Origin of the sequence: Cochlodiniinecator piscidefendens (assembly GCF_011326755.1) — a bacterium.
GTDB lineage: Bacteria > Pseudomonadota > Alphaproteobacteria > Rhodobacterales > Rhodobacteraceae > Cochlodiniinecator > Cochlodiniinecator piscidefendens.
Genome location: NZ_JAAOIE010000004.1, coordinates 170,585 through 191,934, shown reverse-complemented (window position 1 = coordinate 191,934; position 21,350 = coordinate 170,585). Strand labels below are relative to the sequence as shown.

21 protein-coding genes are annotated in these 21,350 nt (G+C 49.1%); 7 read left to right on the top strand and 14 right to left on the bottom strand.

The window, feature by feature from the left end; translation table 11 throughout:
* Positions 1-5 precede the first annotated feature (5 nt).
* Positions 6-323: a non-heme iron oxygenase ferredoxin subunit gene (locus tag G9C99_RS12455; protein WP_166417838.1), complete on the bottom strand. Its 318-nt coding sequence runs from the start codon at positions 321-323 to the stop codon at positions 6-8.
* A 1-nt stretch (position 324) separates the two neighbouring features.
* On the bottom strand, positions 325-1,269 hold the full coding sequence (locus G9C99_RS12450) for a fatty acid desaturase family protein (protein ID WP_166417837.1): 945 nt from the start codon (positions 1,267-1,269) through the stop codon (positions 325-327).
* A 187-nt stretch (positions 1,270-1,456) separates the two neighbouring features.
* Here G9C99_RS12450 and G9C99_RS12445 point away from each other — a divergent pair, with 187 nt between their 5' ends.
* The 4 genes from G9C99_RS12445 to G9C99_RS12430 all read left to right on the top strand — a co-directional run bounded on the left by G9C99_RS12445 (position 1,457) and on the right by G9C99_RS12430 (position 4,852).
* Complete coding sequence (locus tag G9C99_RS12445; RefSeq protein ID WP_166417836.1) at positions 1,457-2,203, top strand: amino acid ABC transporter ATP-binding protein; 747 nt, start codon at positions 1,457-1,459, stop codon at positions 2,201-2,203.
* Positions 2,204-2,205: 2 nt separating this feature from the next.
* A complete protein-coding gene (locus G9C99_RS12440; protein WP_166417835.1) occupies positions 2,206-3,048 on the top strand; it encodes an amino acid ABC transporter permease in 843 nt (280 codons plus the stop codon).
* A 33-nt stretch (positions 3,049-3,081) separates the two neighbouring features.
* Positions 3,082-3,915 carry a transporter substrate-binding domain-containing protein gene (locus G9C99_RS12435; RefSeq protein ID WP_166417834.1) on the top strand — a complete coding sequence of 278 codons (834 nt, stop codon included), beginning with the start codon at positions 3,082-3,084 and terminating at the stop codon, positions 3,913-3,915.
* A gap of 64 nt (positions 3,916-3,979) precedes the next feature.
* Positions 3,980-4,852: an amino acid ABC transporter permease gene (locus tag G9C99_RS12430; RefSeq protein ID WP_166417833.1), complete on the top strand. Its 873-nt coding sequence runs from the start codon at positions 3,980-3,982 to the stop codon at positions 4,850-4,852.
* Between the two features lie 57 nt (positions 4,853-4,909).
* Here G9C99_RS12430 and G9C99_RS12425 read toward each other — a convergent pair whose 3' ends face one another.
* Positions 4,910-5,995, bottom strand: coding sequence for a hypothetical protein (locus G9C99_RS12425; RefSeq protein WP_166417832.1), 1,086 nt, complete (start codon positions 5,993-5,995; stop codon positions 4,910-4,912).
* A 67-nt stretch (positions 5,996-6,062) separates the two neighbouring features.
* On the opposite strand from G9C99_RS12425, the gene G9C99_RS12420 reads away from it, so the two are divergent.
* Positions 6,063-7,013, top strand: a complete 951-nt coding sequence (locus G9C99_RS12420) for a LysR substrate-binding domain-containing protein (RefSeq protein WP_231704059.1) — start codon at positions 6,063-6,065, stop codon at positions 7,011-7,013.
* A 106-nt stretch (positions 7,014-7,119) separates the two neighbouring features.
* Positions 7,120-8,142, top strand: coding sequence for an aromatic ring-hydroxylating dioxygenase subunit alpha (locus G9C99_RS12415; RefSeq protein WP_166417831.1), 1,023 nt, complete (start codon positions 7,120-7,122; stop codon positions 8,140-8,142).
* A 67-nt stretch (positions 8,143-8,209) separates the two neighbouring features.
* Here the strand turns inward: G9C99_RS12415 and gap are convergent, their stop codons facing one another.
* A complete protein-coding gene (gap, locus tag G9C99_RS12410) occupies positions 8,210-9,208 on the bottom strand; it encodes a type I glyceraldehyde-3-phosphate dehydrogenase (protein WP_166417830.1) in 999 nt (332 codons plus the stop codon).
* 118 nt (positions 9,209-9,326) lie between these two features.
* Here gap and G9C99_RS12405 point away from each other — a divergent pair, with 118 nt between their 5' ends.
* The gene (locus tag G9C99_RS12405; RefSeq protein WP_166417829.1) at positions 9,327-10,328 is read left to right on the top strand and encodes a GlxA family transcriptional regulator; all 1,002 of its coding nucleotides are present in this window, start codon (positions 9,327-9,329) and stop codon (positions 10,326-10,328) included.
* Positions 10,329-10,414: 86 nt separating this feature from the next.
* Here G9C99_RS12405 and G9C99_RS12400 read toward each other — a convergent pair whose 3' ends face one another.
* The 10 genes from G9C99_RS12400 to G9C99_RS12355 all read right to left on the bottom strand — a co-directional run bounded on the left by G9C99_RS12400 (position 10,415) and on the right by G9C99_RS12355 (position 21,322).
* Positions 10,415-11,464, bottom strand: coding sequence for an extracellular solute-binding protein (locus tag G9C99_RS12400; RefSeq protein WP_166417828.1), 1,050 nt, complete (start codon positions 11,462-11,464; stop codon positions 10,415-10,417).
* Between the two features lie 12 nt (positions 11,465-11,476).
* Positions 11,477-12,286: an ABC transporter permease gene (locus G9C99_RS12395; RefSeq protein WP_166417827.1), complete on the bottom strand. Its 810-nt coding sequence runs from the start codon at positions 12,284-12,286 to the stop codon at positions 11,477-11,479.
* A gap of 1 nt (position 12,287) precedes the next feature.
* Entirely contained in the window at positions 12,288-13,217 is a 930-nt protein-coding gene (locus G9C99_RS12390; protein ID WP_166417826.1) for an ABC transporter permease, read from the bottom strand.
* Positions 13,217-14,302, bottom strand: a complete 1,086-nt coding sequence (locus G9C99_RS12385; RefSeq protein ID WP_407926022.1) for an ABC transporter ATP-binding protein — start codon at positions 14,300-14,302, stop codon at positions 13,217-13,219. Before G9C99_RS12385 ends, G9C99_RS12390 begins: the two co-directional genes overlap by 1 nt.
* A gap of 127 nt (positions 14,303-14,429) precedes the next feature.
* Positions 14,430-15,578: an acetylornithine deacetylase gene (gene argE / locus G9C99_RS12380; RefSeq protein WP_166417824.1), complete on the bottom strand. Its 1,149-nt coding sequence runs from the start codon at positions 15,576-15,578 to the stop codon at positions 14,430-14,432.
* Positions 15,579-17,648 (bottom strand): oxidoreductase, encoded by a 2,070-nt coding sequence (locus G9C99_RS12375; RefSeq protein WP_166417823.1) that lies wholly within the window; start codon positions 17,646-17,648, stop codon positions 15,579-15,581. It abuts the gene before it with no gap.
* Positions 17,649-17,742: 94 nt separating this feature from the next.
* Positions 17,743-18,681 (bottom strand): LysR family transcriptional regulator, encoded by a 939-nt coding sequence (locus G9C99_RS12370; RefSeq protein ID WP_166417822.1) that lies wholly within the window; start codon positions 18,679-18,681, stop codon positions 17,743-17,745.
* Between the two features lie 32 nt (positions 18,682-18,713).
* On the bottom strand, positions 18,714-20,210 hold the full coding sequence (locus G9C99_RS12365; RefSeq protein ID WP_166417821.1) for an aldehyde dehydrogenase: 1,497 nt from the start codon (positions 20,208-20,210) through the stop codon (positions 18,714-18,716).
* A 15-nt stretch (positions 20,211-20,225) separates the two neighbouring features.
* Positions 20,226-20,900, bottom strand: a complete 675-nt coding sequence (locus G9C99_RS12360; RefSeq protein WP_166417820.1) for a DUF1028 domain-containing protein — start codon at positions 20,898-20,900, stop codon at positions 20,226-20,228.
* A gap of 5 nt (positions 20,901-20,905) precedes the next feature.
* On the bottom strand, positions 20,906-21,322 hold the full coding sequence (locus G9C99_RS12355; protein WP_166417819.1) for a RidA family protein: 417 nt from the start codon (positions 21,320-21,322) through the stop codon (positions 20,906-20,908).
* Between the last annotated feature and the right edge of the window lie 28 nt (positions 21,323-21,350).

Genomic DNA, 21,350 nt, shown 5'->3' with positions numbered 1-21,350 from the left:
AACAGTCACGTTAGTATCTGAACCATTCCTTCGTGTACGCGTGTTTCAAATGTTTTCATTTGGCGGGTTGTCGGTGCGCAAATTGGTTTCCCACTTCGCACATCGAACGCCCCTTGGTGAAGTGGGCACTCGATGACATGGCCATCAAAATACCCGTCGCATAGATCCGCGCCGCCGTGATTACACAAGGCGAGCGACGTATAAAGACCGGACGGGGTGTCATAAACAGCCAGTTTTCGCACCCCGAAATCAACCCGTGTGACCCACTTTTTCTCGAGCGCATCAGCCCGAATAACATCTTTCCAAACTTTTTCGCGGGCCATTTTACTTACCCTCGCTCTTGGAAAATAGCTGAGTCAAAATATCCTTATGCGCGCCAATGTATCCGCCTTTTTCAACGTAAATATGGCCCTTAAGTTTCTCGTGAAGGCGTGGCAACGCATGGAACGGTACCGATGACGCATAGTGATGTTCGGCGTGATAATTCATATTCCAACACAGAAACCGCCATGGCAGCGACACAATATTCGTGCGCGTATTCTCATGCATTTGCGCGACTGTAGGCCGGCCAACATGTTCCGTCATCCGAACGAATCGCATGACCGGTTCGCCTAACAAAAGCGGAATAAACCAGTACCAAATCAGGTCATACCAACCTGTCGCAAACATATATCCAAAGACCAAAACGTAAAATGCAGCCATCAAACGTGCTTCTAAGTATATAGTTTTTTGTTCCACTTCGGGCACAAAGCGTTTTTCTTCATCTGTAAGGCGCCCAAAGACATGCCGAACCAGTTCGGTCAGCTTCGTACGCCAGTAAGGAACAGCCGAGATATAGTACAGATATTGCCCTAGGTTTTGGGGCATCGGAACTAGCTCCGGATCCTCACCTTCTAGTTGAGTGTATGTATGGTGATCGCAATGTTCGTACCGGAAATGTTTAAACGGAAGAACAAGGATCAAACCACAAATGTAACCCGCGATATCGTTAAGACGTCTGGTCCTAAAAACGGTGTAATGAACACATTCATGTTCCAGAGAAAAATGATGAACAATTACAATACCATGTATGAACATTGCAGGCCAAATAAGCCAACTGTCCCAAGACATATATATAAGACTAGAGGTCATGCATAAAACAACAATCCAGACCACTAATAGACGCAGCGCCGGCCAATCAGAGCGGCGCATAAACGATTTCAATTCTTCGCGTGTAAGTTTACCTTCTGACAAGGCTTGTGTCAGTGGAGTTACGATTTCTTTAGCCATAGTATTTCTCACATTTTCAGGCGCGTATTTAGTCCTCATATTGCGCGCCTGCGCCGGAGACGGGAGTGCTCCGCACCTTGAATTCCAGAAAACAACAAAAAAGCTAATTTAACTGTTGTCAGAATCCAATAAGCATATACATAATGCTCAAAAGTCTCCGCTGTCCAGCACTTTAGGTAAGATCGCCATGACCACTGAAACACCGATTATTTCCGTAGAGCACCTAGATAAGTTCTATGGAACATTTCACGCCCTCAAAGACATCAACATTTCGGTGAACCAAGGGGAGCGCGTTGTCATTTGCGGTCCATCTGGTTCTGGGAAATCTACGCTCATTCGTTGCTTCAACGGACTAGAGAACCATAACTCTGGAAAATTGGTGATTGATGGTATCGAAGTATTCGAAGGTTCAAAAGAAATGAGAAACCTTCGCCAAGAGCTTGGCATGGTTTTTCAACAATTCAATCTTTTTCCGCACCTGACTGTTCTGGAAAATCTAACCATCGGCCCTATGAAGGTTCGTAAGATTTCCAAAAGCGCGGCTGAAGAAACTGCGCGCATGTACCTAGAGCGTGTCCATATTCCAGAACAAGCTGACAAATACCCGGCTCAGCTTTCCGGGGGGCAACAACAGCGCGTGGCTATTGCACGGTCTCTGTGCATGGAAAGCAAGATCATGTTGTTTGACGAACCCACCTCAGCGCTTGACCCCGAAATGATTAACGAAGTTTTGGACGTGATGGTCGAACTGGCTGACACTGGCATGACCATGGTTTGCGTGACACACGAAATGGGGTTTGCACGCAAAGTTGCTGATACGATGGTGTTTATGGAAGCGGGCAGCATTGTCGAAGTTTCGCCACCTGAAACCTTCTTCACTAACCCCAAAAGCGAACGCTGCCGTATGTTCCTTGATCAAATTTTGGAGCACTAAAGATGAGCTCTGCGCAAACCAACGAAATTAAGGGGGCGCCACTACGCAAGCCGCCCGCGATCACACAGATATTCGCGTCCAAGCTGGTCTCGATCGTATTATATTTTGTTATAGTTTCGGGGATCGCCTATGGCTCATTCGTCGGTGCCCAATCCATGGGGTATAACTGGCAATGGTATCGCGTTCCGCAATTCCTTTACACCTACACCGAAGAAGGTTTTGAGCTGGGTGTAATTTTCTATGGGCTTCAACAAACACTACTGTTGTCACTAACCGCATTTATTCTTGCGACTGTGCTTGGACTTATCGTTGCTTTGTTACGGCTCTCAGGTCTGGTTGTTGGGACAGCAGTTGCGATTGGGTTTTTGGAACTTATTCGCAACATCCCTCTCTTGGTACTGCTTTATCTTTTCTACTACGTGCTCGGGCCAATATTCGGATTTGACCGCTACACAGCCAGTGTATTGTGTCTCGCGGTATTTCACTCGGCTCTTATTTCCGAGATTTTGCGCGCTGGCATCAATGCCGTTCCGCAGGGCCAATGGGAAGGCGCAACCTCGATTGGCATGACCAAAGCGCAAACCTATCGCTATATCATTCTACCACAGTCCATCAAATTTATGCTGCCACCGATGACTGGTGAGGTTGTCCATCTGGTGAAATCTTCGGCTATTGTCAGCGTCATCGCCGTTGCGGAACTGACAACAATCGGACGAAACATCATCTCTGACACATACATGAGCTTCGAGATCTGGTTCACAATCGCAATCGTTTACATGGTTGTAACGCTGATCCTGTCCGTAGGCGTTTCGTATCTCGAAAAGAAATACGAAGTCGATAACTAAACAATAATAATACCAACCAACAAGGAGAGAAAAATGAATATATCTCGTAGATTTTTGGGAGCCGCACTGGCCGCAGTTGCAGCAACCAGTTTAGCTCTGCCAGCGGCAGCGCAAACATCAACACAGGCGCTTTCAAGCGAAAGTGTTATTGAATCCATCAAAGAAGAAGGCGTTATCCGTATTGGCCTTTCTCTGTTCACACCATGGTCCATGCGCGACCTGAATGGTGATCTCGTTGGATTTGAACTTGATGTAGGTCGCAAACTGGCCGAAGACATGGGTGTCGAAGTAGAATTCGTTCCAACGTCTTGGGATGGTATTATTCCTGCGCTCGTTTCTGGCAACTTTGATGTGATCATTTCTGGTATGTCCATCACTCCGCAGCGCAACCTGACGATCAACTTCTCTAATCCATATGCGTACTCAGGTATGACAATTCTTTCAAACCAGAGCTTAACAGATGGGATGTCTTTAGAAGAATATAACAGCCCTGATGTTACGTTTGCTGCACGTCGTGGCGCAACTCCGGCAGCTGTAATTGCAACGATTTTCCCAGAAGCAAACATTCTCTTGTTTGATGAGGATGGCGCGGCAACCCAAGAAGTTCTGAACGGTAATGCTCACGCAACAATGGCGTCAGAACCAACTCCATCGACAGAGGCACGCCGCTACCCTGACACCTTGCATGTTCCGTTCACCGAAACATTCCAAGCAAACGGCGAAGCTTTTGCGATGCGTAAGGGTGACCCAGATGCGTTGAACTATTTCAACAACTGGATTGCACGTCAGTGGCGCACAGGTTGGTTGCAAGAACGTAACGACTTCTGGTTCCGTGGAAATGATTGGGAAGATCAAGTCGCTCAATAACGGCTAAGGATCTCTGTCGGAGGGCGAAAAGCGCCCTCCGCACGCGAATAGAAAGGTACGAGCAGTGCTCAGCTTCTACAAAAAACTTCGTTGGTTAGACTATGTAATCCTTGTAGTTTTGGCTACATTTGTTGGCTACATCTGGTTCACAATCGAAGGAACGCTCAACTATGCTTGGCGTTGGGAACTTATCCCAAACTACATTTTGCGCTGGCACACTGGTCGTGAAGAGTGGTTTGCAAATCTTCTCCTTCAAGGGTTAGCTGCAACCGTCCGCATCAGCATTTACGCAAGTATACTTGCGCTGATTTTAGGGACTATACTGGGCGTTGCCCGATGTTCCGCCAATCTGACAATCAGAATGCTCGCGAGAACTTATCTTGAATTTTTACGCAACATCCCACCGGTTGTTATCGTATTCATCTTCTTTTTCTTCCTATCTCAACAGTTGATCGAGGCCCTAAACCTAGAGGCTTGGTCACGCAGCATCGCCAGACAAGAAAATCGCGGCATATGGGAATTCTTCTTTGGCAACATGCGCCAGTTCCCATCGTTGGTGTCAGGTGTTATTGTTTTGGCCCTGTTCGAAAGCGCATTTGTGGGCGAAATTGTTCGTGCAGGCATTCAATCCGTAGGCAAAGGCCAAAGAGAAGCCGCGCGTTCCATCGGCATGTCTCATATGCAAGAGTTGCGGTATATTGTTTTACCTCAAGCGCTGAAAAAAGTGGTTCCACCTATGGCAAACCAGTTCATTACTTTGATCAAAGATAGCTCTATCATCTCTTTGATTTCGGTACAGGAGCTGACCTACAAAACGGTTGAACTAGTTGCCTCCACACGCTTGATCTTCGAAGCCTGGATAACCACCGCCGCATTCTATTTTATATTATGCTTTGGATTATCTATGCTGTTCCGAAAACTGGAAACAAAAAGTTAAACAAAAAAAGCTGAGGCAATCGCCTCAGCTTTTTTCATTCTTCCATTCATTCAATAATTAACTAGCTTTACGGAAACCGATATCTTTGTCCGGGTCTGCAAATAGATCCGCAGCGCACGAGTAATCCGCAAGCACAGCTGATCCACCCACAACACGATCCGCATAGAAAACGCCATTTTCCCACAGGGTAATGCCATCTACAACGATTGTGGGGTCAACGACATTCCATGAAATTTCACCGGGGGCATACGCACCGCAGGTGTGAAAATGCAAAATCCGTGGATTTCCAAACGCGGCCCCACCCCAACGTTCATAATTCTCTCTCATATCCCACGGATAACCGCACCCAGGATGAATCCCGGCATGCCAAGAATGCACAAAGTTCCGATCAATATTAAACAGGTTCGACACATAATCGTAGTGCTGTTCCGCCTTCTCAACATCAGATGGAGAACCATCAAATCCAGTCAAACGCCCTTTTGACAAAAGCGCAAACACCGGACCATCGAATTCAACATTATAGTTGTCGTAATATCTGGAGCCCGTCCCAGTTAAAAACGACATCGCGACTTTGCCCGAAAAACTGTGTGCAGGAACGGGCGTAAAGACCGACATTGGGAACCGTAAAATCGATGTATCGCCAGATGCGGTCATGTTCATTTCCGGCACGCCGAAAAAATCAGTTCCCAGCGGACAGGTTACTCGCACTTCTTTCGCTGTGGCCAAAGTTTGGTTCACGAGCTCCTTTAACTTCATAAATGCGTCGTGGTGCCCGTTACTGAAACCAGATCCAAACAGTTCCTGCGTTACGGCAAAACTTACAATAATCTTTTTCCCAACGGGCATGTCGGAAAACCGCAATTGGTCACCAAGACGCGCAAGGAAAAGAATGATGTCTGCTTTTTCAAAGCTTTTCAAAAGCTCCGGAGTCAACTGAGGGTCTTCAGGGTTAAAACCAACATCAATGGCATCAACTTTTAAACCCAACGTATGGGCTGCACGTGTAACACAAGCAACAGAACCAGCATCGAAGTATCCAAAATCAGGCGATTCATAAGCAATAAGCAAACGATCACCTTCCTGCGCCTTCGCACAGTTCAATAATAGATTTTCCGCGCCTTTTTCAGGGGTAATTTCAGACATTAGGGGACTCTCCTCAGAATGCCTCATTCTCGCCTTCACAGAGTTGTGAAACCATTTGAAAGATATTATGAAAATCATTAGCCTTACTAATATGATCCTGAACCTGCCATACACAACGTTACGCGCCTTCGAAGCCGTTGTTCGCAAATCTAATTTCAGTGCTGCCGCCGACGAGTTGGGGGTAAGTCAAAGTGCCGTCAGTCAGCATGTCCGCTCGCTCGAGCAATGGCTAGGTATTGAGCTGCTTGTTCGAGGTGCCCGTCTTTCGACACCGACCCGCGAAGGCGAAAAATTGGCGCGTGCCATTTCAGAGGGATTGGGACGTATTTCCGAAGTTTGCAATGAACTTCGTGATCAGAAACGAACCGACAACACCATTGTTATTAGCTGCTTACCTGGCTTTGCTTTTACTTGGTTGTTTCCACGCTTGCTCAGATTTGACGTAGCACACCCGGACTTATCGATTTCCATCACGACGGATACTGGACAAGCTCCGTTTTCAGCGAATAATGCCGATATTGCAATTCGTTATGGATATGGTGACAATCCCGGATTTGAGGTGGAGCGCCTGATGGGAGAGCGAATTTTTCCCGTGTGCGCGCCATCCCTGCTCGAAGGTGCCTCCCCCATAACTGATTTAGAAAGCCTGAGCACACAAACATTGTTGCACGACGAGATCGATAGATTTCATGGCGCAAAACCAGATTGGGAATATTGGGCCAAGCAAAACGATCTGAGCCTCCCTTCGGGCGCCAAAGCGCGCAGGTTTGGGCAATCAAATATGGTTATTCAGGCCGCTATCGAAGGGCTTGGTGTTGCCTTAGGGCGAGAACCTTTGGTGATTGATGCGCTTTATGACGGGCGTCTCGTGCGCCCTTTTTCCCAAGTCGCAGATTCACCACTGGCTTATTGGCTAGTTTATCCACATCGGGCCAAGGAATCTCGGAAGATAAAAGAATTCATAAGGTGGATTAAACTCGAGGCAGATAATCAGCGCCCAATTCCTGACGTTATCTAGGAGAGTGATTAGGTTTGCTAATACCATACATAAACGATTCACTGTAGGAATCTGATCCAAGGCATTGCAATAATTACCCAGCCACGAAATTGAAGCGGAGAGAACAATGTTTTTAAGAAATTGCTGGTATGTTGCAGGCTGGAGCAAAGACTATGGCCGTGAGTTAAAGGCTGAAACATACCTTGGTGAAAACATTGTCATCTATCGTCAAGAAGATGGTCAACCCGTCGCTCTGGAGGATGCATGCCCTCACCGTAAGCTCCCCCTTTCTGAAGGGCGTCTTATTGGTGACAACGTCGAATGCGGCTATCATGGCCTCACTTTCAATTGTTCCGGTAAATGTGTCGCTGCACCAACACAACAGGGCCAAATCCCCCGCCGTGCTGTTGTTCGCTCTTACCCTATTGTTGACCGGTATCGTTTGCTATGGATTTGGATGGGCGATCCAGAACTTGCAGACCCTGATAAGATTTTCCCAGTCGAAAACTTCGATAATGACACCTGGGGATACACCGATGGTGGCGTTTTGGACATCGACTGCAACTACCTATGGGTTTGTGACAATCTACTCGATCCCAGCCACGTCGCTTGGGTGCATGTCACGTCCTTTGCTGGTGCCGGTACCGATGACGAACCACTTTCCGTAGAAAAAACTGATCGCGGTGTTGTGGTGTCACGCTGGATCCATGGCAACCCACCTTCGCCATATTACGCGGATTTGGTTCAGTTCGAAGGGAGCTGCGACCGCCTGCAGCATTACGAAATGTGTTATCCCGCCATTGGCCTAAACAAGTCCATCTACACCCCGGAGGGTACAGGCGGACCGGGCAAAGATCCGGTGGATAAGACATACATCAATATTTCTTATAACTTCATGACCCCGATCAACGAAGATCAAACACGTTACTTCTGGTTCCAGCATCGCAACACGGACCCAAACAACAAAGAAGTCTCAGAGAAAATGAATGCCGGCGCATACATGGCCTTTGAAGAAGATCGCCAAGTGTTGGAGAAAGTGCACACAGGTATGAAAACACCTGCGACACCGTATATCGACCTAGGACTTGATGCCGGTGCTAAACAATTCCGACTTCTATTAAACCGCGCAATTGAAGCTGAAGCAAAATAATGACAAAAGAGGCTCTAAAATGCAGTTTAGAGCCTCTTTCTATCTCTATATGGATAGACCTCAAATCTTAGAGATTGGCCATAACCGACGCTGTATCCAACATCCGGCTCGAGAAACCCCATTCGTTATCATACCACGACAATACGCGGATCATGCCGCCATCGGTAAGACGTGTTTGATCGGTGGCAAATATTGATGAATGCGGATCATGATTAAAATCCGAAGACACCAACGGCGCATCGGTCACGTCCAACACCCCTTTTAAAGGACCCCGAGCAGCAGCACGCATCGCATCATTCACCGCATCAACTGTTGTTGCAGTCTTTGGCATAAAACACAGATCAACCGCCGAAACATTCGGCGTTGGTACGCGAATTGCTGAACCATCCAAACGTCCAACCAACTGCGGTAGAACCAGCCCCACGGCGCGCGCTGCACCTGTTGAAGTCGGTATCATGGACATCGCCGCTGCGCGCGCACGATACAGGTCTTTATGTGCTGTATCTAATGTTGGTTGATCCCCTGTATAGCTATGGATCGTGGTCATGTATCCGGTTTCGATACCAAATGTATCATCCAACACTTGCGCAACCGGAGACAGGCAATTGGTCGTGCACGACGCATTTGAAACAATCAAATCTTTGGCCGTCAACGTGTTATGATTCACACCATAAACGATCGTTTTGTCCGCATCTTTTCCCGGCGCGGAAATCAACACCCTCTTTGATCCGTTTTGTAGATGTTTTGCAGCAGTGTCCCGGCTGGTGAATAACCCCGTACATTCGAGCGCAATATCCACATCCGACCAAGGTAAATTGCTCGGGTCCCGCTCTGCCGTAACGCGGATCATGCTATCGCCAAGCTTCAATGCCCCATCCACCACAGCCACTGGGCAGTTCAAACGGCCATGCACGGTATCATATTGCAGGAGGTGTGCATTGGTTTCCACCGGCGCGAGATCGTTGATTGCAACCACTTCAATATCAGAGCGTCCAGATTCAATAAGAGAACGCAGCACACAACGCCCGATGCGGCCAAATCCGTTGATTGCGACTTTTGTGGTCATGATGCCCTCAGCATGAAGTTAAGTTAGCGCTAACATATAAGGGAATTAGCTAAAGTCAATTGAGATGCCGTTTCCGGGCATTCCAATCCGACAAGCGCTGTACTAAGTTCTGTCCAACATGAAGAAAAATGATACATCTCCAACGCACGCCCAAACAGGTGACGACAATCTCGACACTATAAAAGTTGAGATATTTGTGCAGAAATCCTTTGCACCCCTGGAGCTGTCCTCAATCGTAACAGTGTTACAAGCAGCCAACAAAATAAGAGGTGAAACTGTATTTTCTTGGCGCTTCGTTTCTGATCACCCCGGCTTGCTACAAGGTAACGGCGGTATGATCATTCGTGCAGAGCCTTCTATCGTAGATTATGGGTTAGCCGATTGGATGATAATAATTGGCTCTGAACATTGCGATCCCAAAGCGTGGCTAAGCCGTTTACGGGCCATGCAGCGCGTCAATCGACCCGTGGCACTTTTGTCAGATGCAGCAACCGCCTACATTCGTGGCACCCAAAGTTCTGAACACGCTGCAACCACCCACTGGCGCGATATAATCGTTTTAAAAGAGGCCGGGTATTTCCCAAAGCTTTCCACGCGACTTTCGGAAACAAGCAAGTGCATAACAACGTCTGCAGGTTCCGGCGCAACAATTGAATTTGTTCTCAGCAGTATTGCAGAACACATGACCCATTATGAATTGGCCGAGTTGGGAAGTCAGTTTCTGTTGGAAACCATTCGCAACGGGATGAGCGAACAACCAAAAGGCGTCAGCTACAATTCAGCGATGTTTGATCGCAACATTGGCCAAGCCATTCACATAATGGAACAAAACCTGACCGAAGCTTTGCCGACACATGAAATTGCCGATGAAGTTGGAATTTCTTTGCGGCATTTGGAACGTATGTTCAAATTAACCTTGGGCGTATCTCCAGCGCGCTTTTACAAAAAACTACGCCTGAATAAAGCCCGTGAAATGATTGATGGATCTAAAATGGGTCTTATCCACATTGCGATGGCGACCGGTTTTGCATCCACGTCATCTTTGTCTAGCGCGTATCGGAAGGAATTTGGCTGTTCCCCTACTGAAGTCCGCTCAGCAAAGCGAAACCCAAACCAATAGACTTACCCTCAATCGCCAAGTTTTACCTCGAAATCCACTGATTGGAAGATGCCGCAGATAAACCTACCTACGGCATCTTCCTAAGGTTAGTTCTTTAGGTTGGTCCAAATCGTATCGTAAACGGCTTGCGTCTCTTGATCGCACACTTCAATGAACACCGCGGCACCCGCCTCAGCTGGTGGATTCGCCTCAGGAAGTGTTCGTAATGCTTCGTCCAGCAAAGGTGTCACACCCTCTACACCAGACGCATAAGCGGTCCAGTTGGTTAGCATTGCGGCATTTTCAGGTTCTAACAAAAAGTCCATGAACCGAATGCCGTTTTCGCGGTTCGGTGCATCTTCTAAAAGAACAACGTTATCCATCCACGCAACATAGCCTTGGGTTGGGAACGCATATTCCGTATTTGCACCCTCTTCGCGTGCTTTAGCGTTAAAGCCATCATAAATCATACCTGCGGCCGCATCACCTGAGACCAGCACTTCTTTTGCTGTGTCTGAATTGAAAGATATCCAGTGCTGCTTAGCCTCTTGCAACAGGTCATTTAGCGCGCTCAATTCTGCACGATCTGTCGAACATTGAGGTATCCCAAGATGCAGGGAGGCCAATGCCATCACTTCGCCCTGACTATCGAACATATTGATCCGGCCTTGCAGTTCGGTTGGCGGATTAAAGAGAATATCAGTGGTATTGATGTCACCAGAGTATGCATCGCGATTCACCGCGAAGCTGGTTGAGCCCCACTGGTAGGGAATAGAATGCTGGCGACCTGGGTCAAAGCTTGGGTTTGCCCACTCTTCGGAAATATTGGCCCGATTGGTCAATTCGCCCTCTTCGAGAGTATCCAGCATGCCTTCGCTGTTCATGATGGCAACCATGTAGTCGCCCGGCACAGCAACGTCATATGTCCCAAGCGCGCCAGCCTTCAAGGATGCCAGCAATGATTCATTGGAATCAAACGTATCGATGACAACTTCGATACCTGTTTCTTCCGTGAATTTATCCACCAGCTCTTGCGGCATATATTCGAACCAATGGTACACAACCACTTGCTCATCAGCGACAGCAGCGTTTGCCCCTAAAGTCAGGGCCAACGCTGCGGTTCCGGATTTAAGAATCGAGTTTAACGTTGGTTTCATTTCTTCTTCTCCCTATTTTGTATTGTCTGATTTGCTGATCAAAAACGAAATGGTGACCAAAACGATCGAAAAGCCTAAAAGCATAGTGGAAATCGCCATGATATTTGGCTTTATCCCTTGCTTTACCGAACCAAAGATTGCGGTCGGTAACGTTTCAACTCCGGCCCCTTTGACAAAGTTGGTAATGATGAAATCATCCAGCGAAACGATGAAGGCCAGTAGAAGACCCGAGACAATTCCCGGCGCCATAAGTGGCAGCAAAATTTTGGTAAAGGCTTGGCGTTTTGATGCATATAGATCCATCGCAGCCTGTTCAAAATTATCGTCTATTCCCTGCATTCGTGCCGAAATCGGCAAGTAGGCAAAGGGAATACAGAATGCTGTGTGCGCAACGAGGATGGTCAAATAACCCCGAGTAAAGTCGATCATGCTAAAGAAGATCAAGGTCGCAACCGCAGTCACAATCTCAGGCACCATCAACGGCAGACTGATCAAGCCCAATGACAGCCCACGCCCCCTGAATGATCCACCACGCACCATCGCCGTAGCGGCTAGCGTGGCAATTGTCGTCGCCATGACCGATGCCATAAGCGCAATGGTAAAAGAATTCCAAGCCGCTGTTTTGAACTTATCGGATTCCGGTCCCGTAAAAACATCCACATACCACCGGAAACTGATGCCTTCCCAATTTGTAATCGAATTTGAGTCGTTCAATGAATAGATCGTCACGACCAACAATGGTGCATATAGGATGACCAAACACAGGACAGTAATCGGGAAGAACCCCGTATAGTGTCGTACATCGTTTTTGGAACTGGCCATTTTACGCATCTCCCTTGTTTGCCTTGGCCTGTTGGCGGGCAAAGATCATCAAGATCACCAAAACCATTGACAGCAGGATCATCGACGCAGCGGCACCAAAGGGCCAATTTCCGGCATTTCCCTTGAATTGCTCTTCGATCAGTGACCCGATCATAAAGTTCCGGGCACCGCCCAACAAATCAGGCGCAAGGAACGATCCGAGAGAGGGCACGAATACAAGTATACAGCCGGCAATAACGCCCGGTTTCACGGCTGGCAGCAGTACACGGCGCAGAGTTACCCACTTTGTGGCGTAGAGATCGGCAGCTGCTTCGCTCAGGGCGAAATTATACCGCTCAACCGACGCATAGATCGGCAAAACCATGAATGGTAAGTAAGAATAAAATAGGCCCAATTGCACGGCGAAGTTGGTGTTTACGATATGAATTGGATCGCTGATTACGCCTATAGAAAGCAGAAAATCATTCAGTGGCCCCTGATCGCGCAACAAGAATTTCATAGAAACTGTACGGATCAGAAGGTTTACCCAATAGGGTATCGTGATCAAAAACACCCATGCCGGGCGGATTTTCTCAGGCCGTGTAGCAATGAAGTAAGCAGTGGGAAATCCGATTGCCAAGCTCAGTAACGTGGCAAGCCCAGCCTGCCAGATCGAACGCCAAAAAATGTTAATATAGGTCCATTCAATAACGGGGGGAGAATCCCCAAACAGTCCGCGATCGAAAAAGAACTGATCGTAGGCCGCGAGCGAAAATTCCCAAATAACGCCGCCCCTAAATTCTTTGGTCAGGAAAGAATAGATCAGCATCAATATAACGGGAATTAGAACAAAGATCCCGATCACAATCCAAGATGGCAACAGCAGCCAGTTGCGTGCCTCTGCATATGTATCTGATTTGGCGCTTCCGCCTGATGATGCCCCGGCCGCCATCAGTCAACCAATAGGCGGCCTGCGCCCATCTCCATGTTCACATACACAGGCGTACCTGGTTCAAATATGCGTTTGTTACCACGATCAGAGTTCGAAGTTCTGATTGTCATCTGCGGGCCGTTTTCTAAAGTGACAAGCGTTTGAATATCAGTGCCAACAAATATGTTTTCACGGATAGTTCCAGCGAGGCTTTCGCTTTCGGTAGGATCGTCTGACAAAAATAACCGCTCTGGCCTTAGCGACATATGCACCTTGCTACCAATGCCAATATTATCCACAGCATCGCAGGTCAGCTCATGCCCGCCCCCAAGGTGGCAGATCGCGCGCTTATCTTGAATCGCATCAACGGACACTTCCAGAAGATTGGTTTCACCAATAAAATCCGCAACAAACATATTATGGGGACGTTCGTAGATATCTTGCGCGTTGCCCAACTGTTGCAATCGTCCCGCAGACATAACCGCAATCCGGTCAGACATGGTCAGGGCTTCTTCCTGATCATGGGTCACGAAAATAAAGGTAATCCCCGTTTCGCGTTGAATTTCCTTCAATTCAAACCGCATCGCCTGACGCAGTTTCAGATCAAGCGCAGACAGCGGTTCATCCAGCAATAGTACCTTGGGCTGTGGTGCCAAAGCGCGCGCCAAAGCGACCCGTTGTTGTTGCCCACCTGAGAGCTGGGAAGGTTTACGATGGGCAAACTGCGATAGCTGAACCAGCTCCAACATTTCGCCTGCGCGCGCTTTCGCCTCGGATTTAGGTTTACCCTGCATCTCAACGCCAAACATGACGTTCTGCAAAATCGTAAGATGCGGAAAAAGCGCATAGTTCTGGAACACGGTGTTCACAGGGCGCTTATGTGGGGGCAGTGTTTTGATTTCATCGCCAAATAGGAAAATTTCCCCTTCGGTCACATCCTCAAAACCCGCAATCATACGGAGCAAAGTTGTCTTCCCGCACCCGGACGGCCCAAGCAGCGTGAAAAATTCGTTGTCGTGGATCGATAACGAAATCGGTTGAAGCGCGGTGAAATCACCATACCGTTTAACGGCTTTTCGCACGTCAATTGCTATTGTATCGGTCACAGACAAGATCCCTCCCTGGCATCGACTGGGTTTTTAGAAGTATAGTTTTAAGAACGAGGATCACTAAGAACGGAGTTCCTCATGGCAGATTAGCCATTTCCTAACCAACGATAGTTTATTATTTTTATCAGTGAGTTAAGTCCACCAAAAGGCGATCCATCATTTGATCACACTTTGAAATCTGACCTTCGCTCACATATTCATCCGGTTGATGGCCCTGCCCATCCATTGATCCGGGCCCACACACGATTGTGGGAATGCCCAGATTATGAAAATATCCAGCCTCGGTACCGAACGGCACCTTAGTGCAGGTATTGGATTTGACCAAATTCTGAGCATAGTTCACCACATGCGCATCTGGACTAACATCAAGACCGGGATAAGCATTGTATTGATCCACTGAAATCCCAATTTGACCGGATTGGGCATCAAACTTTGCGCTCACCCGGTCAGCACGATCTTTTATTTGCGCAAACAGCATTTCCGGTGAATCGCCTGGCAAATGGCGGTATTCAAAGTCCAACACAGCCTGATCAGGTACAATGTTTAACGCAACTCCACCCGTTAATTTCCCGACGTGAACAGTTGAATGCGGGAAATCATATGCAGCATCATAAGCACCATCCTGTATTAGCTTATCCTGCATATGGCGCAGCTCAGAAACAAATTCTGTCGCGAGATGAAGCGCATTCACAAACTTCGGTGCCAAAGCAGAGTGGCCGCTGGTCCCGTGACAAGTCACTCTCAGAGCTGCTTTGCCTTTGTGACCAATGGCGACATTCATCTCAGTAGGTTCGCCGACAAAACACATACGTGGTAGACCAATGGTATCCTCCAACGCGCCGATCATGTGTTTTATACCGACGCATCCAACCTCTTCGTCATAAGAAAACGCGAGCTTAAGAGGTTCCTTCAATTCAGCACGCGACGCGCGATCAGCAAGCGCAAGCGCGCTTGCAACATAGCCCTTCATGTCAGTTGTGCCGCGCCCATAGAGGCGCCCGTTTTCTTTGGTCAGCTTAAACGGATCTTTTGTCCACACTTGCCCAGTCACAGGCACAACATCCGTATGCCCCGACAACAAAACACCAGCACCAGCCGGGCCAATTGACGCAAAAATCCCAGCCTTTTCGCCTGTAGCATCAGGAAGGCGGTGAACTGAAAAACCGCGCTCCTTCAAGAAACCTTCGATATAAGCGATGATATCCAGGTTACTGTTGGCGCTGACCGAATTAAATCCGATCAGACGCTCCAGTATGTCAACGGTTGTTGTCATTTAGTCGATCGCTAACTCGGTGATTTCACGGCGGAATGGTAAATCATCCCCAATGTCGTCACCATCCAGTTCCCGCGCATATCTGTGACCCGCATAGGTCGCCCATGCAATTGGCCCCGGTGCATTGGCGTCACCGATGATTTTCACCGATTTGATCCCAGCGTCTGCCCATTCGCTTTCGCGTGCTTTCAATCCGTCAAAGAGCTCATTGTTTTCCTGACGTGACGCCACCATAACAACAGCATCTGCCGTGAAATCTTGTGTACGTCCGGTATAGACACAGTCGCTCACCACATGATCGGCAGCGATCTCAGCAACACCGCGATTTAGTACGATATCCACGCCCATGTCAGCCAAACGGGCGTGGATTGTCGCCTGTTCCAACGTGTTGTTGGTCCAATCAGAGACATAAGCAGCGGGTGTTATCAACGTCACCTTGGCACCGTTTTTCACCAATAGCTCAGCCAAAACGCCGCCCATATAGTAATGATCGTCATCATAGACGACGACATTTCCAGTCGGAACGGTCCCATCCATCAAATCATCAGGTGTATAAAGCGGCATGCCTGCATCGATCTTCATCGGCACAACATGCTGTCGCGACACCCCGTCGCGCCGCCAAGTGGCCCCGGTGGCGATAACAACGTTTTCGAACCCGAATTCCATGATGTCGTCAGCGCTCAGTTCGCTTTCAAGGTAGATATCAACATCTGGACGCTGGGACAGATGATACTGCCGATAATCCGCAACACGACCCCACGCGCTGAGGCCAGGCAGTTTGCTTTCACGTGCGACGCGTCCACCAATTTCTGACCGCGCCTCTGCAACGGCAACCTGATATCCACGGCGACACAAGGCCCAAGCAGCCTCAAGCCCAGCAGGGCCTGACCCAACGACCAGTACATTTTCACTGGTCCCTTTGGCATTCATGTTTTCCGGATGCCAACCCTTGCGCCATTCTTCCATAAAGGTCGGATTTTGCGTGCAGCGGCTGATCGACATGGTCATGTCACCGGTCACACAGATATTGCAGCCGATGCATTCGCGAATATCTTCGATACGGCCCTCATCCACTTTGTTTGGCAAAAACGGGTCCGCGATCGAAGGGCGCGCGCATCCGATGAAATCAAGCGTCCCGGTTTTGACCATTTTTGCCATCACGTCGGGGGACGTAAACCGCCCGACACCAACAATGGGTTTGTCAGTGAGTTCGTGAATACCGCGCACCAGTTGTTCCTGCGCCGCCTCTTCCTTGAAGCGGCTCGGACCTGAACAATCTTCCCACGTCCCTTGGGCCAAATCCCAAAGGTCCGGCAGACCTTTGTTCATCTCGATAAAGTCACGCACCTCGGCGTTTGAAAATCCAAGCTCACCGATGGTTTCATCCAGTGACACTCGCAGCGTGATACCCATCGTATCCCCCACGGCGTCCCGCATGTCTGCGATCACTTCATTCGCAAAACGCGACCGGTTTTCAAGCGACCCGCCATATTCATCAGACCGCTGATTGGTTGCGCGGGAAAGAAAGTGCTGGAAGATGCCAAAACCATGCGCGCCATAAAGACAGATCAGATCAAACCCTGCATCTTTTGACCGTTTAGCAGCATTCACAAACCAGCGGCGCAAATCTTTGATGTCAGTTTTATCCAAAGCGCGGGCCTGCACCGGATCGTTGGTAAACGTACGGATTGGCAAGGCCGACGGCGCCAAGGGCACCTCTTTGGTATACAGGTTCGGACCATTGATCCCTGAATACGCCAACTGAATTCCAGCAAGCGCGCCACGGCTTTTCATTTTTTCCGACATTTTGCGAAGCTGTGGAATATCTTTGTCTTCCCACAGCCGAAGTTCGATAAACGGCGTAATCTCCGAGGTATGGTGCATTTCGCACTGCTCTGTGAAAATGACACCCCAACCACCTTCGGCTTTGATCCCGCGCATTGCGGCCGCAGCAGAAGGGTCACGATACCCGCCACCGTTGCAATGCGGCACTTGATAAAACCGGTTTTTCGCCGTGACCGGACCAATGGCCATGGGTTCAAATAGGATGTCATATCGTGGATCGCGCAATTTTCGGCTCCTTCAGGCAGAGGGTTCCGGCCAGTGTCTTGCAAAAGGGCGTCAGGTTAAAGTCGCGCTTAGGTAACCGTGACTTAGAAACAAACTAATCCGATTTTTTCACATTCAAACCCGGAACGCTGCTTTGGGTAATCGTTTCTTTGCAATGTTCAGCAAAAGCCTGAACCGTAAGGATACTTTTCGCCCCTTGGGTCATAACCAACCCCATTTTCATAGGTCGAACATCACCCAAAAGCGGGATAAACCTCAGTTTTCGCCCATCAGGAGAAAGGTCATTCAAAGGTCGCACATTCGCAATCGAATACCCATATCCATTCGCCACAAGACTACGCATAACAGCCATATCTTTGGTGCGTTCCGCGATTTGCGGCTTGACCCCAATTTCGGAAAAGAACGACATGAAATACGTGCTGCTGTGCGGTAAATCCAACAAAACCATCGGATAATCTTTTAGCTCATCCACCGATACTGCAGGTAAATTCACCAGAGGGTGCTCTTCCCCGACCAGTGCGTAGGGCGGTAATTCGGCCAAAGGTACAAAGACGAGATCAGATGGGATATCGAGATCATACGTCAGCGCGATATCAATTTCGGCCTGACGCAAACGATCAAAAATATCGGATTGGAAAAGCTCCGATTGGCTCACTTGAACCTCGGGATATTTCTCTTCGAATTTTCGCCGTAAATTAGGCACGATCAACTGCGCAAAGGTCAACAAGCACCCAATTGAAAGCGGGCCCCGAATTTTACCGGAAATATCCCCAGCAACGCTGTTCAGTTGATCCGCGTCGTCTAGCAATGCTTTGGCGCGCAGCATTAATTCTTTCCCGGCGGGCGTTAGCGAAAGCCCGTGCGCGTGTTTACGCACAAACAACGACAAGCCGAATTCGCTTTCTAATTGGGAAATAGCCGCAGAAATCGATGGTGACGAAACATTCACCTTGGCAGAGGCCAACACAATTGAACCCGCCTCACCGACGGCGACAAAATATTCAAGTTGGCGAAGAGTAAACCGCAGCGTCATACACACAATATTCCCCTACGGTTCACATTCGTTCAAGCGTTATATTTGATCCAAGTGGTTTTAAGCGCAGTGTATTTATCAAAGGAGTGCAGCGACAAGTCGCGACCAAAACCGGATTGCTTCATCCCACCAAACGGTGTTTTGGCCGATAACGCATCAACAGTATTGACCGAAACAGTCCCCACCTGAAGCTCATCTGAAACCCGCAAAGCGCGGCTCAGGTCATCCGTCCAGACAGATGCTGCCAGCCCATAAACTGAATCATTCGCCATACGAACTGCGTCTTCTTCTTTATCAAATGGAATGATCGACAGAACCGGGCCAAAAATTTCGTCGCGGGCCAATGGGTCATTGTGATCGACATCGTCGAAAATGGTTGGCTGCACAAAACACCCTTTGCCATTCACAGATACGCGTTCGCCGCCCGCCACCAAATTTGATGTCGCCTTACCAGCCTCAATACTTTGCATAATCCCGTCGGTTTGCCGCTGATCTACAATCGCACCCATCTTTGATGCAGGGTCCAACGGATCGCCCGGCTGCAACGCTGCCGCACGTTCAATCAACTTTTCAACCAGTTCATCTTTGACAGAGCGTTCAACATACAACCTTGAATTGGCGGAACAAACTTCGCCTTGGTTAAAGAAAATACCAAAGGCAGCCATATTCGCAGCAGCATCCAAGTTTTTGCAATCCCCAAACACAAGGTTCGGGCTTTTGCCGCCGGTTTCAGGCCAGACGGATTTCAGGTTTGATTGCCCGGAATACTGCATAAATATCTTGCCGACTTGGGTTGATCCAGTGAAGGCCAGAGTATCCACATCCATATGCAGACCCAGCGCTTTGCCGGCGGTCACTCCGAACCCCGGGACCACGTTAAACACACCATCAGGAACGCCTGCTTCTGCCGCCAGCTCCGCCAATCGCAATGCCGATAGCGGCGATTGTTCAGCCGGTTTTAAGACCACAGAATTGCCCGCCGCAAGCGCCGCAGCACCTTTCCACGTTGCCATATCCAGCGGGAAGTTCCAAGGCGTCACCGCCCCAACAACACCCAACGGAACGCGCTTTACAATAGCTAAATCACCGGGGGCGTTGGGGGCAACCTCATCATATATCTTGTCGATCGCCTCAGCATGCCATTGAAAGAAATGCGCCGACCCAGGTGCGTCAACCGTTACGGCATCCGTCACCAACTTCCCCATATCCAAACTATCAAGAAGCGCCATTTCTTCGAGATTTGCACGGATCAATTCAGCCAGCTTCAGCAAAACCGCCTTGCGATCTTCGGGGGCTGCGCGCGACCACACACCGCTGTCAAAGGCTTTGCGCGCCGCGCCAACAGCACGATTCACGTCCTCTTCGTCACATGATGCAACCTGCGTTAAAATTTCACCCGTCGCGGGGTTTATGCAGTCAAATGTTGCACCTGACGCAGCATCAACAAACTGCCCATCGATAAAGGCCTTGTTGCGCAAGCTCAGGGCTGCGGCGCGGGATTTCCAATCATCATGGGTGTAGTCAAGCATTGTACTCTCCTGAATTTATTCGTCGCCCGGAACGCCATATGACGGCGCTTCTCTCGGGTCCAACGCGCGTTGGATGTAGGCATCCAGCTGGGGCTTGTAGACATCCCAAGCGGTCGCAATTACCTCAATCGGGCAGTCTTCGCTCCAGTCGCATCGTAGATCCGCAACGGGCCAACTGACACCGTCACATATCTGCATGCCTGCCGAATGGATCGGCCCCGCTTCGCCACCTGCCGCCAGCCCAGCGCGCATTGCGGCAATCAAACGATCCCCGATATGCCCTTTGGCTGTGGTAAACCCGTCTACTATCGCTTGGGGCACGTCCGCGTTCGCCAAAAGATTCCCGCCAGAGGCGACATTGTCCCCCATGGCTTGCGTCCAGATGCCCAGTGAATTGGGGCCAGAATGGATGGCGGTTCCGCCCGCACGATCCACCGCCAGCACCTGACGATATTCAACAAATTTCCCGGTGGCCTGAATTTCGCTGATCGCTTCTGCGGCTGTCAGCCCATTTTGCATAAGATCAAGCGTCTTTGGCCCCAATAACGGATCCGTCACATTCTGCGAAGCCACCGCGCCAACACCAGCGCGCGTATAAGAACACCGCGCTGCCACAGCTGGGGAAGACGACGCAATTGCGACACCAAACATACCCGTTTCCGCGCAACGCGCGACCAATGAAAATGTCATACCACTTATTCCGGAATTACGGCTGTGCCGTCGATTTCAACCAACCAATCAGGCCGCGCCAAAGCCTGAACAACAAGCCCGGTTGAACAGGGATACACCCCTTTGATGTATTCCCCCATGGTGCGATAAACATCTTCACGATGACGCACATCAGTAATGTAGACAACAACCTTTACCAGATGCTCCATTGATCCGCCGGCCTCTTCGATCAACTGCTTGATGTTTTGCATAACCTTATGGGTTTGCTCGACAGGATCGTGACTGTCGATATTTACGGCATCATCTAGGTTTTGCGGGCACTGGCCACGTAGATAAACGGTTTTACCGCCTTGCGTGACCACGGCCTGACACAAATCATTATCAAGGTTCTGTTCTGGATAGGTTTCTTTGGTATTGAATTTACGAATGCGGGTATGGGCCATTTTATACTCCGTAGTGTGTGCTTTGTTG

Excerpts from the sequence above, each read along its gene's own strand:
- G9C99_RS12455 (WP_166417838.1), bottom strand. The coding sequence starts at position 323 with ATGGCCCGCGAAAAAGTTTGGAAAGATGTTATTCGGGCTGATGCGCTC.
- G9C99_RS12450 (WP_166417837.1), bottom strand. The coding sequence starts at position 1,269 with ATGGCTAAAGAAATCGTAACTCCACTGACACAAGCCTTGTCAGAAGGT.
- G9C99_RS12445 (WP_166417836.1), top strand. The coding sequence starts at position 1,457 with ATGACCACTGAAACACCGATTATTTCCGTAGAGCACCTAGATAAGTTC.
- G9C99_RS12440 (WP_166417835.1), top strand. The coding sequence starts at position 2,206 with ATGAGCTCTGCGCAAACCAACGAAATTAAGGGGGCGCCACTACGCAAG.
- G9C99_RS12435 (WP_166417834.1), top strand. The coding sequence starts at position 3,082 with ATGAATATATCTCGTAGATTTTTGGGAGCCGCACTGGCCGCAGTTGCA.
- G9C99_RS12425 (WP_166417832.1), bottom strand. The coding sequence starts at position 5,995 with ATGTCTGAAATTACCCCTGAAAAAGGCGCGGAAAATCTATTATTGAAC.
- G9C99_RS12420 (WP_231704059.1), top strand. The coding sequence starts at position 6,063 with ATGAAAATCATTAGCCTTACTAATATGATCCTGAACCTGCCATACACA.
- G9C99_RS12415 (WP_166417831.1), top strand. The coding sequence starts at position 7,120 with ATGTTTTTAAGAAATTGCTGGTATGTTGCAGGCTGGAGCAAAGACTAT.
- gap (WP_166417830.1), bottom strand. The coding sequence starts at position 9,208 with ATGACCACAAAAGTCGCAATCAACGGATTTGGCCGCATCGGGCGTTGT.
- G9C99_RS12405 (WP_166417829.1), top strand. The coding sequence starts at position 9,327 with ATGAAGAAAAATGATACATCTCCAACGCACGCCCAAACAGGTGACGAC.
- G9C99_RS12400 (WP_166417828.1), bottom strand. The coding sequence starts at position 11,464 with ATGAAACCAACGTTAAACTCGATTCTTAAATCCGGAACCGCAGCGTTG.
- G9C99_RS12395 (WP_166417827.1), bottom strand. The coding sequence starts at position 12,286 with ATGGCCAGTTCCAAAAACGATGTACGACACTATACGGGGTTCTTCCCG.
- G9C99_RS12390 (WP_166417826.1), bottom strand. The coding sequence starts at position 13,217 with ATGGCGGCCGGGGCATCATCAGGCGGAAGCGCCAAATCAGATACATAT.
- argE (WP_166417824.1), bottom strand. The coding sequence starts at position 15,578 with ATGACAACAACCGTTGACATACTGGAGCGTCTGATCGGATTTAATTCG.
- G9C99_RS12370 (WP_166417822.1), bottom strand. The coding sequence starts at position 18,681 with ATGACGCTGCGGTTTACTCTTCGCCAACTTGAATATTTTGTCGCCGTC.
- G9C99_RS12365 (WP_166417821.1), bottom strand. The coding sequence starts at position 20,210 with ATGCTTGACTACACCCATGATGATTGGAAATCCCGCGCCGCAGCCCTG.
- G9C99_RS12360 (WP_166417820.1), bottom strand. The coding sequence starts at position 20,900 with ATGACATTTTCATTGGTCGCGCGTTGCGCGGAAACGGGTATGTTTGGT.
- G9C99_RS12355 (WP_166417819.1), bottom strand. The coding sequence starts at position 21,322 with ATGGCCCATACCCGCATTCGTAAATTCAATACCAAAGAAACCTATCCA.